The sequence below is a fragment of the Acidovorax sp. GW460-11-11-14-LB4 genome, from assembly GCF_059423685.1.
In genome coordinates this window covers 38272-51434 of record NZ_JBWKYJ010000016.1, presented here as the reverse complement: position 1 = coordinate 51434, position 13163 = coordinate 38272, and the positions used below count along the sequence as shown (strand labels likewise).

At 67.5% G+C, this 13163-nt stretch carries 14 protein-coding genes; 7 read left to right on the top strand and 7 right to left on the bottom strand.

Features of this window, described 5'->3' with window-relative positions; all coding sequences use genetic code 11:
- Nucleotides 1-15 precede the first annotated feature (15 nt).
- Both AC07X4_RS08825 and AC07X4_RS08820 read left to right on the top strand, forming a co-directional pair.
- Complete coding sequence (locus tag AC07X4_RS08825) at nt 16-1569, top strand: benzoate-CoA ligase family protein (protein WP_494739865.1); 1554 nt, start codon at nt 16-18, stop codon at nt 1567-1569.
- Complete coding sequence (locus tag AC07X4_RS08820; protein ID WP_494739864.1) at nt 1566-2396, top strand: alpha/beta fold hydrolase; 831 nt, start codon at nt 1566-1568, stop codon at nt 2394-2396. The genes AC07X4_RS08825 and AC07X4_RS08820 overlap by 4 nt, the downstream gene beginning before the upstream one ends.
- 59 nt (nt 2397-2455) lie before the next feature.
- Here AC07X4_RS08820 and AC07X4_RS08815 read toward each other — a convergent pair whose 3' ends face one another.
- A complete protein-coding gene (locus tag AC07X4_RS08815) occupies nt 2456-3148 on the bottom strand; it encodes a Crp/Fnr family transcriptional regulator (protein WP_015015681.1) in 693 nt (230 codons plus the stop codon).
- Nucleotides 3149-3286: 138 nt separating this feature from the next.
- Here AC07X4_RS08815 and AC07X4_RS08810 point away from each other — a divergent pair, with 138 nt between their 5' ends.
- From AC07X4_RS08810 to AC07X4_RS08800, 3 genes are read left to right on the top strand one after another with little or no spacing between them, the layout of a single operon-like run.
- Nucleotides 3287-4279, top strand: coding sequence for a Bug family tripartite tricarboxylate transporter substrate binding protein (locus AC07X4_RS08810; RefSeq protein ID WP_494739876.1), 993 nt, complete (start codon nt 3287-3289; stop codon nt 4277-4279).
- 10 nt (nt 4280-4289) lie between these two features.
- A complete protein-coding gene (locus AC07X4_RS08805; protein ID WP_494739863.1) occupies nt 4290-5255 on the top strand; it encodes a 3-hydroxyacyl-CoA dehydrogenase NAD-binding domain-containing protein in 966 nt (321 codons plus the stop codon).
- Nucleotides 5256-5303: 48 nt separating this feature from the next.
- Nucleotides 5304-7103 carry a feruloyl-CoA synthase gene (locus AC07X4_RS08800; RefSeq protein ID WP_494739862.1) on the top strand — a complete coding sequence of 600 codons (1800 nt, stop codon included), beginning with the start codon at nt 5304-5306 and terminating at the stop codon, nt 7101-7103.
- Between the two features lie 122 nt (nt 7104-7225).
- On the opposite strand, the gene AC07X4_RS08795 is transcribed toward AC07X4_RS08800, so the two are convergent.
- The 4 genes from AC07X4_RS08795 to AC07X4_RS08780 form a co-directional block, all read right to left on the bottom strand.
- The gene (locus tag AC07X4_RS08795) at nt 7226-7702 is read right to left on the bottom strand and encodes an HU family DNA-binding protein (protein WP_056066465.1); all 477 of its coding nucleotides are present in this window, start codon (nt 7700-7702) and stop codon (nt 7226-7228) included.
- A 207-nt stretch (nt 7703-7909) separates the two neighbouring features.
- The gene (gene trhA, locus AC07X4_RS08790) at nt 7910-8551 is read right to left on the bottom strand and encodes a PAQR family membrane homeostasis protein TrhA (protein ID WP_494739861.1); all 642 of its coding nucleotides are present in this window, start codon (nt 8549-8551) and stop codon (nt 7910-7912) included.
- A gap of 10 nt (nt 8552-8561) precedes the next feature.
- Complete coding sequence (locus tag AC07X4_RS08785) at nt 8562-8723, bottom strand: hypothetical protein (RefSeq protein WP_167514362.1); 162 nt, start codon at nt 8721-8723, stop codon at nt 8562-8564.
- Nucleotides 8695-8826, bottom strand: coding sequence for a hypothetical protein (locus tag AC07X4_RS08780; RefSeq protein WP_255342784.1), 132 nt, complete (start codon nt 8824-8826; stop codon nt 8695-8697). The genes AC07X4_RS08785 and AC07X4_RS08780 overlap by 29 nt, the downstream gene beginning before the upstream one ends.
- 188 nt (nt 8827-9014) lie before the next feature.
- On the opposite strand from AC07X4_RS08780, the gene AC07X4_RS08775 reads away from it, so the two are divergent.
- Together AC07X4_RS08775 and AC07X4_RS08770 are read left to right on the top strand one after the other, a co-directional pair.
- Nucleotides 9015-10019, top strand: coding sequence for a M14 family zinc carboxypeptidase (locus AC07X4_RS08775; RefSeq protein WP_494739860.1), 1005 nt, complete (start codon nt 9015-9017; stop codon nt 10017-10019).
- A gap of 1 nt (nt 10020) precedes the next feature.
- The gene (locus AC07X4_RS08770; RefSeq protein ID WP_494739859.1) at nt 10021-10806 is read left to right on the top strand and encodes an alpha/beta fold hydrolase; all 786 of its coding nucleotides are present in this window, start codon (nt 10021-10023) and stop codon (nt 10804-10806) included.
- Nucleotides 10807-10812: 6 nt separating this feature from the next.
- On the opposite strand, the gene AC07X4_RS08765 is transcribed toward AC07X4_RS08770, so the two are convergent.
- On the bottom strand, nt 10813-11565 hold the full coding sequence (locus tag AC07X4_RS08765; RefSeq protein WP_494739858.1) for an SGNH/GDSL hydrolase family protein: 753 nt from the start codon (nt 11563-11565) through the stop codon (nt 10813-10815).
- A 115-nt stretch (nt 11566-11680) separates the two neighbouring features.
- Nucleotides 11681-13021: an SPOR domain-containing protein gene (locus AC07X4_RS08760; protein WP_494739857.1), complete on the bottom strand. Its 1341-nt coding sequence runs from the start codon at nt 13019-13021 to the stop codon at nt 11681-11683.
- Between the last annotated feature and the right edge of the window lie 142 nt (nt 13022-13163).

Genomic DNA, 13163 nt, shown 5'->3' with positions numbered 1-13163 from the left:
CGACGGAGACACCCCATGAACAGCCTTCCGGAACAGTTCAATTTTGCAGAGCATCTGTTTGCTCTCAACCGCACGCGGGGTGACCGCATCGCCTACATCGATGACCGGGGGACCCTGAGCTACAGCGCGCTGGAAGACTGCGCACGGCGGCTGGCGGCGGTGCTGGCCAACACTGGCGTGCGGCGCGAGGAGCGCGTGCTGCTGCTGATGCTGGACACCAGCGACTGGCCGGTGGCGTTTCTGGGGTGCCTGTACGCGGGTGTGGTGCCGGTGGCGGTCAATACCCTGCTCAAGCCCGACGACTACGCCTACATGCTGACGCACTGCCGCGCGCAGGCGGCGCTGGTCTCCGGCGCATTGCTGCCGGTGCTGAACGAGGCGTTGGCCCTGGCACCCCACCATGAGGTGCGTGCTTGCGTGGTGTCGCAGCCGCAGGGCACTTTGGCTGCAGGGGCAGTGGACATGCAGGTCGCCATCGCCAGCACCTCCGCGCTGACTGCGCCCGCCCGCACCGGCCCGGACGAGCCTGGGTTCTGGCTTTATTCCTCGGGCTCCACGGGCAAGCCCAAGGGCACGGTGCACACGCAGGGCAGCCTGTGGTGGACGGCCGAGCTGTATGGCAAGGCGGTGCTGGGCCTGACCGACAAGGATGTGTGCTTTTCGGCTGCCAAGCTCTACTTTGCGTATGGGCTGGGCAACAGCCTGACCTTCCCTTTGTCAGTGGGCGCCACAGTGGTGCTGATGGCGGAGCGACCCACGCCAGACGCCACGTTCGAGCGCTGGACGCGCCACCAGCCCACGGTGTTCTTTGGGGCGCCCACCGGTTTTGCCGGCATGCTGGCCTCGCCTCGCCTGCCTTCCCAGAGTGCGGTGGCGCTGCGCATGTGCTCGTCTGCTGGCGAGGCGCTGCCGGCCGAGATCGCACAGCGCTTCAAGGACCATTTCGGTTGCGACATCATCGATGGCATTGGCTCGACAGAGATGCTGCACATCTTCCTGTCCAACCGCCCTGGCGATGTGCGCTACGGCACCACGGGCAAACCGGTGCCGGGCTACGAGATATCCCTGCGCGGCGAAGACGGCAGCGAGGTGGCGCAGGGCGAGATTGGCGACCTCTACATCCAGGGCCCCAGCGCTGCGCTGATGTACTGGAACAACCGCGCCAAGACCCGCGAGACATTCCAGGGCGCGTGGACCAAAAGCGGCGACAAATATGTGCGCGATGCCGAGGGTTACTACACCTACGCCGGGCGCAGCGACGACATGCTCAAGGTCAGCGGCATTTACGTGTCCCCCTTCGAGGTGGAGGCCACGCTGATGCAGCATACCTCCGTGCTGGAGGCAGCCGTGGTCGGCACGCAGGACGCCGACGGCTTGACCAAGACCAAGGCTTTTGTGGTGCTCAAGGACGGCCAGGCGGTCACACCGGATGAACTCAAGGCCTTTGTGAAGGAACGCCTGGCGCCCTACAAGTACCCGCGTCTGATCGAATTCTTGCCCGAGCTGCCCAAGACGGCCACCGGCAAGATCCAGCGCTTTCGGCTGCGCGAGCGGGAGCAGCGGGCGTGAGTGCCAACGGCGTTGCACCCAGCCCCGTGGGGCGCACTGAGCATGTGCCAGTGCGCTGGCGCAACCGCATGGTCCATATCGAGTACCAGTGGATAGCCCCCGAGCGCTGCACTGCCCCCTTGGTGGTGTTCCTGCATGAGGGCCTGGGCTCTGTGGCGATGTGGAAGGACTTCCCACGCCAGCTGTGCGATGCGGGTGGGTTTCGGGGGCTGGTGTTCTCTCGCCCTGCTTATGGCCGGTCCACACCCCGGCGCGCGGACGAGGTGTGGGGCGTGGACTTCATGCACCAGCAGGCACACGAGGTGGTGCCCGCATTCCTCGATGCACTGGGCGTGCAGGAAGCCGCCTGGCTCTTCGGCCACAGCGACGGCGCATCGATTGCCCTGTTGCTGGCTGCACGCTGGCCGCAGCGCGTGCAAGGTCTGGTGGTGATGGCGCCGCACATCTTTGTGGAAGACGTGACGGTGCAAAACATCGAACGCGCGCGGGAGGCCTACGAACAGACCGATCTGCGCCACAAGCTGGGGCGCTACCACGACGATGTGGATTCCGCCTTTTGGGGCTGGAACCGTATCTGGCTGGACCCAGCCTTTCGCACATGGAACATCGAGCCCGAGGTTGCCAAGATCGGCGCACCCGTGTTGGCCATCCAGGGCTGTGACGACGAGTACGGCACCCTAGCGCAAATCCGGGGCATTGCCCAACGCGTGCCGGGGACCCGGCTGCTGGAGCTGCCGGACTGCGCGCATTCTCCGCACCGCGACCAGCCTGACGCGGTGGTGGCCGCTGCGGTTGCCTTCATCCAAGCGCACCACACTCCTGCATAGCTGCGGACGGGGCGGTGGCAGGGCAATAGCCCGTGCCCCAGCGAGTCCAAGCGAAAGCGCTATTCCACCTGGCGCCGCAGTCCTTCCAGGTCGGTGACGGTGATGCCGCCGTATTCAATCTCCAACAGGCCCGCTGCCTGCAGCCGCTTCAGCGCCGCGTTGCAGCGCTGGCGCGACACGCCCGAGAGGTTGGCAATCTCTTCCTGCGACACCTGCAGGTGCGTGTCGCTGCCCGGGTGCAACCAGGGGTGGAACAGGCCGGCGAGTGCACGGGCCACCTGGCTGTCGGTATCGAGCAGATGGTGGGCCGTGAAGTTGCCCAGAAACCAGTGCATGCGCTCGTTGATCTGGCGCAGTAGAAAGTGGTCAAAGCTGCGCTGCGTAGCGTGCAGCCATTCAAAGGTCTCCATCGGCACTAGCGCCACGCGGCTGGGGCGCAGTGCGATCACGTCGGCCGTGCGCGGCGTGCCGCGCAGCAAGGTGCCCTCGCCAAACCAGCTTCCCGCCGACAGTCCGCCGAGCGTGACCGAGCGGCCATCGCCGGAGGTCACCGTCCACTTCAGCAGCCCCTCGATGGCGCCATACCAGTGCACGGGGGTGTGGCCGCGCCGGCACAGCGCGCCGCCCTGGGGCACTTCGACCTCGCGCACATCGTCCATCACCCGCTGCTGGGCGGCGCTGTCCAGGGCCGGGAACCAGGCAGAGTGCAGCAGCAGATCGGTGAGGGTAGGGGGCGCCAGTTTGACCAACATGGTGAGAGTGTCTCCTGCGCCACTGTGTGCTGTACAGGCGCGTGCGCGTATTCCCTGAGTCCAAATGTCATCGCGATGACTGAATGTGCAAGGGCGTCAAAAAATAATGACTGCTCCATCCACAGGAGACACATGATGATGCACACCCGCCGCCAGTTCATGCACCACGTTGGTTGCGCCTCTGTGCTGGGGGCCTTGTCGCCGCTGGCCGCCTGGGCGCAGACCATCGACCAGGTCAAGATCTTTTACGGCTTTCCCGCAGGCAGCGCGGGCGACAGCGTGGCGCGCAGGGTGGGCGAGAAGCTGGCGGGATCGCCCTACACCCGCAACCCCGCGGTGGTGGAAAACAAGCCCGGCGCGGGCGGCCGCATCGCGCTGGAGTCGCTCAAGGGGGCGCCCGCCGATGGCAGCGTGCTCACGCTGTCGCCGTTTTCGTGCACGTCCATTTACCCGCACATTTACAGCCGCCTGAGCTACGACCCGGCCAAGGACTTTGTGCCGGTGTCCATCGGCGCCGTCATGCACCATGGTCTGGCTGTGGGGCCGCTAGTGCCTGCCTCCGTCAAGACGGTGAAGGACTTTCTGGCCTGGGCCAAGGCCAACCCCGGGCAGGCGAACTACGGCTCACCCGCTGCAGGCTCGACGCCACACTTCATCGGTGCGCTGCTGGGCTTGAACAACGGCGTGGACCTCAAGCATGTGCCGTACCGCGGTTCCATCCCGGGCGTAACCGATGTGGTGGGCGGGCAGATCGCGTCGATGGTCACGCCCAGCGGAGACTTCATTCCTAACCACAAGGCGGGCAAGCTGCGGCTGATCGCCACCTCAGGCCAGGCGCGCTCTCCGTTTTCGCCTGAGGTCGCCACGTTTGCAGAGCAGGGCTTTCCAGAACTCACGACCGAGGAATGGTTTGGCTTTTACGCCCCGGCCCGCACGCCAGCAGCCGTGGTGTCTGCCGCCAACGCCGCCATCAACGCAGCGATCAAGGACAAGGCCGTCATGGACAGCCTGGCCGTGGTGGGGCTCATCGCGAAGGGCTCTACGCCTGCGGAGATGCTGGCCTCGCAACAGACCGAATATGAGCGCTGGGGCCCGCTGGTGAAGAAGGTCGGCTTCACGGCAGAGTCCTGAAAGGTTCCCCATGGCACACACCGTGAAGCGCGTGGCTGTGGTGGCCACTGGCACCATTGGCGCGAGCTGGGCCGCGTACTTTCTGGCACGGGGTTTGGACGTGCATGCCACCGACCCGTCGCCAGGGGCCGAGCAGCGACTGCGGGACGCCGTCGCCGCGCATTGGGTGGCGCTGGCGCAGCAGGGGCTGGCCTCGGGGGCAAGCCAGGAGCGCCTGCACTTTCATGTGCGGCTGGAAGATGCTCTGGCGCAGGCCGACTTTGTGCAGGAGAACGGGCCCGAGCGACTCGACTTCAAGGTGGGCCTGTTCCGCCGCATGGATGCAGCGACCCCGGCGCATGTGGTGCTGGCCTCCAGTTCTTCGGGGCTGGCGGTGACGGACATGCAGAAGGATTGCGCGCACCCCGGGCGCGTGGTGCTGGGCCACCCGTTCAATCCGCCGCACATGATCCCGCTGGTCGAAGTGGGCGGCGGCGAGCGCACCACGCCCCAGGCGGTGGCTGATGCGATGGCGTTCTATGCCCACATCGGCAAGCGTCCCATCCAGGTGCGGCGCGAGATCAAGGGGCACATTGCCAACCGCTTGCAGGCCGCTCTGTGGCGCGAGGCCTTCCACCTGGTGGACCAGGGCGTGGCCACCGTGGAAGACATCGACACCGCCATCTCGCAGGGCCCTGGCTTGCGGTGGGCGCTGATGGGACCGTTCATGAACCTGCACCTGTCGGGCGGCGACGGTGGCATTGCCCACCTGCTGGCCCACCTGGGTGGCCCCATCGAAAGCTGGTGGAAGGACCTGGGCGCCCCGTCCATGACCGAAGCCTTGCAGCGCCAGGTGACCGAAGGTGTGGCGCAGGCGCTGGGTGACAGGCAGGCCAGCGATCTGGCCCGTGCGCGAGATGCCTTGCTCATCGAGCTGTTGCGTGCCAAACAGGCGTCAGGGCTGCTCGGCCAACCCGACCCTGATCTCGATGCCTGAGGCATCGCGCCTCAGTGTTTGTACCTCCATCGCTCCCGAGAACCCACCATGTACCCAGCCTTTCTTGATGACGAGCGCCAGATTGCCCCGGCGCGCGCTGTGCGCACCCAGTTTGACGATGGTTCTTTCACGCTGCGCTCTCCCATGGCGCTGCAACCCTATGCCCGCTGTGTGGGGGAATGGCTGGAGCGCTGGGCCAAAGAGACGCCAGAGGCCCTGGCACTGGCCGAGCGGAGCGACAGCGCAGAGGGCTGGCGCAGCCTGACCTATGCCCAGCTGCGCCGCCAGGTGGGCGCCGTGGCGCAGTCGCTGCTGGACCTGCGCTTACCCGCCGGGCGGCCGATTGCCATCCTGTCCGACAACGCGGTGGACCATGCGGTGCTCATGCTGGCAGCCATGCATGTGGGCATCACTCCCTGCTCGCTGTCGAGCGCGTATGCGCGCTCCCAGGACCCCAGCCGCCTGCACAGCATGCTGTCGGTGCTGGAGCCCAGCCTGGTCTATGCGTCCGATGCCAGCGTCTATGCGGCAGCCCTGCAAGGCTGGGACAGCGATGCCGTGCGGGTGTTCAGCCGCAACGCCTCCACGTGTCCGGGTGCCCTGCCTTGGGAGCATCTGCTCGCCGGGCAGGAGACACCCCAGGTGCAGCAGGCCATGCAGGCGCTGCTGCCCGATGACCATGCCAAATACCTGCTCACCTCCGGCTCCACCGGCCGGCCCAAGGTGGTCATCAACACCCACCGCATGCTCTGCGCCAACCAGCAGATGATGGCCCAGGCGTGGCGCTTTCTGGAGCATGAAAAGCCAGTGCTGGTGGACTGGTTGCCCTGGAGCCATACCTTTGGCGGCAACCACAACCTCAACATGGTGCTGTGCCACGGCGGCACGCTCTACATCGACGAGGGGCGGCCGGTGCCGGGGCTCATCGACAAGACGGTGCGCAACCTGCGCGAGGTACAGCCCACCATGCTGTTCAACGTCCCTCGGGGCTTTGACATGCTGCTGCCGTTTCTGGAGGCCGACGACCGTCTGGCCGCCGACGTGCTGGCGCGCATGCGGCTGGCCTTCTATGCGGCGGCGGCGCTGGCTCCATCGACCTGGCAGCGCCTGCAGGCCGTTGCGCGGCGCGTGCGCCCCGCCCAGCCGCTGTGGCTCACGACATCGTGGGGATCCACAGAGACAGCGCCGGCCGTCACCACCGCGCACTGGCACCTTGAAGGCGCGGGCTGTATTGGTGCACCCTTGCCAGGGCTGGAGCTGAAGCTGGTGCCCAACGGCAGCAAGCTGGAGATGCGGGTTCGTGGCGTGTCGGTGTTTGCAGGCTACCGCAATGCGCCGCGCGAAACGGCGGCTGCGTTCGATCACGAGGGGTTCTACCGCATCGGCGACGCGGGCTATCTGGTGGACGCGGAGCAGCCAGACAAAGGCGTGGTCTTCAACGGGCGCGTGGCGGAGGATTTCAAGCTGTCCAGCGGCAGCTGGGTGTCGGTGGGCACGTTGCGGGTGGAGCTGGTGTCGCAACTGGCGCCGCTGGTCCAGGACATCGTGCTCACCGGGCATGACCGCGATGAGGTGGGCATGCTGGTGTTCCCGTCTGCGGCCGGTGCGGCCGACGCTGAGCGGCTGGAGCAGGCATTGCAGGCCGTGATGCGCGCGCGCCGCGATGCGGGCGCCGGGTCTTCGCAATGCCCCACACGGGCCATGGTGATGGACATGGCGCCTGATGCAGACGCCGGGGAGATCACCGACAAGGGCTACATCAATCAGGGGGCGGTACTGTCACGCCGTGCGGCGGCGGTGCAGGCTTTGTATGCCCATCCTGAAGCGCCAGGGGTCATCAGGGCCTGATTGCGCGGGGCCCAGGGCGTGTAGGGGAGGCGTCGTCGCGCACCCTTGCGGGTTCCCCCAAAAGAAAAAAGGGGCCTCGCGGCCCCTGGTGCTGAAGCAGGCGCCTTGCGGCGCTGGGTGCATCAGGCGGTTGCGTCCTTGAGCTTCTTCAGGGCGCGGGTCTTGATCTTGACCGAGGCGGGCTTGGCGGGGAACCAGCGCTCTTCCCCCGTGAACGGGTCCTTGCCAAAACGCTTTTTCTTGGCAGGCACTTGCTGCAGGCCGATCTTGAGCACGCCAGGCAGCGTGAACTCGCCAGAGCCCTTCTTGTGCACCGAGCCCAGGATGGCGGCTTCCAGCGCAGCCAGCACGGCCTTAGCGGCCTTGGGCTCCACACCCGACTGTTCGGCCAGATGGGCGACCAGTGTGGTCTTGTTGAACGCAGCCTTGATGGGCTTCAGGGCGGCAGCAGCGGCCACGGGCTTGGCGGCGGGAGCGGCTGCTTTCTTGGCGGCTGGAGCCGCCTTTTTGGCTGCAGGTGCTGCCTTCTTGGCGGCGGGTGCTGCGGCCTTGACGGCCACCTTCTTTGCGGGAGCGGGAGTTTTCTTTGCAGTTGCCATGATGTTTTTTCGTTGATTGGAATGACGATGGGCCCTGCCTCTGCGGGCGAGGACCTGCGTGATTTTAGGTGCGATAACGCCAGACGCGATAGGGCCTGCGTGCCGCAGGTGTTTGCAGCCGTCGCATGGGTGCGGTGCCAACTGCTTGCGCAGGGCCCGCGAGGTCGGTGCAGGAGCGCGCTTTGCGCCCCCTTGTTGTCTGCGTGGCTATGCTGCCGTCTGCAGGCCCAGCACCGCGATCACATGACAGCCCGTGCCTGCGATGACACAGCCATGCCACACGGCGTGGGCGTAGCGCACTACGGCGTCCATCACAAAAAACACCACACCGGCCGTGTACGCGGCCCCGCCGATGACCAGCCAGGCGGCACTCACGGCGGGCACATGGGCCATCAGGGGCAAGGCCGCCAGCAGCGCCACCCAGCCCATCGCCACATACAAGGCCGTGGACAGCCAGGGCGCAGTGCGCCTTGTGCGCAGCTGCAGCCAGCAGCCCGCCAGGGCCGCGAGCCAGACGAGGGCCAGGGCGGTGACATGGTGCGTGTGGCCCGGCGCACTCAACGCAAACGGGGTGAAGCTGCCCGCAATGAACAGGTGAATCGCCGCATGGTCCAGCCGCAGCGCCCATTGCTTGGCCCGCCCCGGCGGCAGCGCGTGGTACAGGGTGGACGCGCCATACAGCAGCGCCATGGTGGCTATAAACACCAGCACACCCCCTATGGCTGCGGGATGCGCGGCGGGGGCTGATTGCAGCAGTTGTGGCACGGCAAGGCAGGCGCCCACCAGCGCAGCACCGTGCAGCGCACTGTTGGCCACCTCTTCGTGCAGGTCCTGCAGCCGGTCGCTCATGGCGATCTTGCTAGTGGTGGGCAGGCGTGTGCAGCCGCTCGCGCCACAGCTGCCAGCGCGCGCGCTGCAGGGCCAGAAACTCCACCACGCCCCAGGCCAGTGCACAGGCCAGCATCGCCCAGCCCATGGCCCAGCGGTAGGCCTCAGTCTTGCGCGATGGCGGGTACATCATCGTGGTCCCAGCCGGTGGTGCGGGGCAGGTCCAGGCTCAGCCACCCGCGTTCATCGAACAGCTCATCGAGCAGCCGCTGCAGTCCGAACAATTTCCAGAGCATGTTGCGCCTCTTCCAAAGGGTGGTGACTGCAGGCAAGGTAGCGCCCTTGTGTGACGGTTTCGCGTCGGTTCGCGCAAACCCCACAGGTTGGCCGCAGCGCTGTCCGTGCTGGGCCCCGGGCGCTATCCTCACTGCCTGGTACGTGCTCTGGCGTGCCCCACACACCGACTTACCCCCACCCATTGAACATGCTGCCCGAGCTTGCGGCGCTGGAAAAAATCCTGGACCTGGGGGCGCCCCATCTGCAGGTGCAGGTCGTCCAGCAGGTGTCTGTGGCATCGGGCACGCAATTTCCCATCTACGCCATTGGGTTGGGCAACCCGGCGCTGGACGTGCCCGCCGTCGGATTCTTTGGCGGCGTGCATGGGCTGGAACGCATTGGTGCCGAGGTGGTCATTGCCTACCTGCAAAACGTGGTCATGCGGCTGCGGTGGGACACCACCTTGCACCAGCAGCTGGAGCGTGTGCGCCTGGTCTTCATGCCCATCGTCAACCCTGGCGGCATGTGGTCTGCCACGCGCGCCAACCCGCGCGGTGTGGACCTGATGCGCAATGCGCCCGTCGACGCGGTGGACCCGGTGCCCTGGGGCATTGGCGGGCAGCGCGTGAGCGCGGGCCTGCCCTGGTACCGGGGCAGGCTGGGCGAGCCCATGGAGGCCGAGAGCCAGGCGCTGTGCGACTTGGTGGCGCAGCAGCTGCTGGCGCGGCCGTTCAGCATTGCGCTGGACTGCCACTCGGGCTTTGGGGTCAAGGACCGGCTGTGGTTCCCGTTTGCCCACACGCGCCGGCCCATTCCGCACCTGGCCGAGCTGCATGCGCTGCAAGACATCTTTCTGCAGGCGCACAGCAACCACCAGTACATCATCGAGCCGCAGAGCGCGCAGTACCTGGCCCACGGCGATCTGTGGGACCACCTGTACCTGCAGGCCTGCCGCGATGTGCCCGCACACACCTTCTTGCCGCTCACGCTGGAGATGGGCTCGTGGCTGTGGATCAAGAAGAACCCGCGCCAGCTGTTCTCGCGCAACGGCATCTTCAATCCGCTCATCAACCACCGCCAGCAGCGGGTGCTGCGGCGGCACCTGTCGCTGCTGGACTTTCTGTCGCGTGCGGCCTGCAGCCACGTACGCTGGGTGCCAGCGCCCGATCAGCGTGCGCAGCGCCGTGCCGATGCCCTGGCTGCGTGGTACTGAGATGCCTGTGCGCCCTCCACGCCAATGGATCTTGCTGCGTGGGCTGACGCGCGAGGCCGCGCACTGGGGCGCCTTTGGCGAGCGCTTTGCGCAAGCGGTGCCGGGCGACCAGGTGCTGGCGCTCGACCTGCCAGGCAATGGCGAGTTCCATGGCCTGGTGTCGCCCCTGTCGGTGCAGGGCATTGTGCAAGCCTGCCGTGCAGAGCTGGCACAGCGTGCGGTGGCGCCGCCCTACCACCTGCTGGCCATGTCGCTGGGGGCGATGGTGGCCACCGAATGGGCGCGCGTGGCGCCCCACGAGGTGGCGGGCTGCGTGCTCATCAACACCAGCCTGCGCCCGTTCAGCCCGTTCTGGCACCGTCTGCAGCTGCACAACATCGCACCGCTGCTGCGGCTGGCGTGGCGGTGGCGATCTGCGGACGCTGCGGAGCAGGTGGTGTGGCAAATCACCAGCCGCAGCGCGCCATCCGCTGCTACCGGCGTGTTGGCGCAGTGGACTGCTGTGCGCAGGCAACGGCCGGTGTCGGCCCACAATGCCCTGCGCCAGCTGGTGGCGGCCGCGCGGTACCGCGCGCCGGCGGCCGCACCCGTGGATCGTGTGCTGCTGCTGGGCAGCGAGAAGGACCACCTGGTGTCCCGCCAATGCTCGCAGGCCATTGCGCAGGCCTGGGGGCTGCCGCTGCAGTCGCATCCGTGGGCGGGGCACGACCTGCCCCTGGATGACCCGCAGTGGGTCATCGATGCCGTGCTGCAGTGGCTGTCCCGTAGCGAGTCAACGGACGGGTAACGGGGGCTACGGCGTGAGGCTGTTCAGCGCACCCTGAGCCACCAGCTCGCGGTACCACTCCGCATAGCCCGCGCTGCTGGGGTGCAGGCCGTCGGCGGCGTTCAGTTCCTGGCTGCGGGTCACGAACGGGTCCTGGTCGCGCGGCTTGAGCAAGCGCACGTAGTGCACCTGCTGCGCGCTGGCTGCCTCCCGCACCAGCGCATGCAGTGCCTCGGACCGGCGCGACATGGCCCACGACAGGGGCGGCACAAAAAAGGGCGCGTGGCCGACATTGCCACAAGGCATCAGCACCACCTGCTGCCCCTTCTGGCGCGCGAGCGCCACGGCCTGCTGTACGTGGTCGCGCAGCGTGTCTTCAGACGTGAAGCGGATCACATCGTTGCCTCCTGCCAGCACCAGCACCAGGTCGTAGCCGCCGCCAGCGCGCTCCAGTTGCTGCACCACATCGCCAAATTTGGCGCCGTTGGCCGCCAGGTTGTCGATGCGCCATTGGGGATGGTCCTGGCCGATGCGCCCCGGCAGGCTGTCTGCTGCGGTGCCGGCACCAGTGCCCACGGCGGTGCTGTCTCCCACCACCAGCACACGCCGCGTCGGCTGCGGGGGCTGAGCGGTGTAGGGGCGTGCATCGCGGGCCAGGTCGGCGGCCGTCCACATGCGCCAAGGGGCACAGCCCGTCAGCAGCAGTGCGCCCGCAGCCACCGCGGCCAGGGTGGCCCACCGGCGGGTGGCGTTGTGGTGCGGGGAGGTCTTTCGCGTCATGGTGCATACGCCCAAAGTTGCTCTGGGCTCAGCGTACCTGCAGACTCGGCGACCCTGCGTCGGCGTCGGGCATTCACGTGCGTAGGACAGTGCTACGCCCCGCGTCCAGGGGGTGCTACTGCTTGAAGACGACGGCGTCCAGCGCCATCGCGCGGATCGCCTCGGCCGCGGCATCGGCCTGGGCGCGGGTGGCGTAAGGCCCCACCCGCACGCGGATGCGGCGTCCCTTGGAATTGTTCAACTCCTGGCGAAACGCGGGCAGACCTTCGTTGAGCAAGCGCGCCTGCGTCTTGCGGGCGTTGGCTTCTTCGGCGAACAGGCCCACGTTGATGTAGTAGCCCGGGGCAGAGCCCACCGTGGGCAGCGCGGTGTCGGCGGTGGAGGACGCTGCTGCCGCCGGTGTCTTGGGCTTGGTGGGGGCTGCTGCGCGGCTGGCGGCATCCCGGCGTGCAGGGGCGGTAGCGGTGGCGCTGGCCGCAGGCGTCGGTGCGCGGGTCGATGCGGCTGGCGTGGCTGGCTTGGGTGTGGACGCCTTGGCGGCTGGAGGGGCGGCCGTGGCCGATGCGGACAGTGCTGGAGCTGGGGGCTCGGCCGATTTTTGAACGGCAGTGGCGGCAGGAGCGGGCGCGACAGCCAAAGGTGCCGACGCCACAGGTGCAGGCGCAAGCGCAGGCTTGGGGGCTGCTGCTGCAGCAGCCTGGGGCGCGGGTGTGGGCGCTGGCGGTGGTTCTGTTGCCACTTCAGGGGCTGGCGTTGGCGGTGTGGGTGCCCCTTCGGCCTCCGGCACCGGCAAGGCACCCACGGGCTTGGTGGCAGATGCCGCCTGGGCCGCTGCCGTGGCCTGCGCCACCGTGACGGCGGGTTCCAGCGCCAGGGGCTTCACGTCCGACGGGGACAGCGCCAGGTAGGCGATCAGTGCGGCCAGGCCCAGCACCACGTTTGCCAGCACGAGCACCTGCAGCCGCTTGCGCGAGCTGGCCTGCTTTTCGAGCAGCGCGCAGGCTTCCGGCACGGTGCGCGACGCGGCCAGCGCGCGCGCAATGCGCTTGCGGATGTCGGCGTACAGGATGGCGTTGCCGTAAAGCCCCGGCACGGCAAAGGCCAGCACCGCAAAGGCGCCCAGCACCCCGAGTTCGATGCCCACGGGCCAGTGCAAAAACGAACGGCCCACGCCAAACACGATCAGTGCCAGCCCCTCGGCCGCCGCCACATAGACCAGCGCAGCGCCCCACAGCTGGCGAAACAGCATCCAGTTCAGGGTGCACAGGCAGGCGGCCCAGTTCCAGGTGGTGGTCGTGCGACCCGTGTCGTCAAAGCGCTCGAACACCTTCAGGTAGTAGTCCGTGTTCGCGGGCCCCAGGGCCAGGCGCGACATGGCGGCCATGGCGTTGTCGGACGGCGAATCGAGCGACATGGCCGGGATGATGGAGGCGACAGGATCCGTGTGGTCGAGCATGGTCGGATTCTGTCATGCACCGGGCGGTGTATTACCTGCCGAATCGCAAGGTGCTGCGCGGCGGCAACGGGTGCGCGCAGCGTGGTGGCGCGCTGCGGGGCGTCCGAGCAGGCCACTACGTGCCTGTGGGACGGGTTTTGAG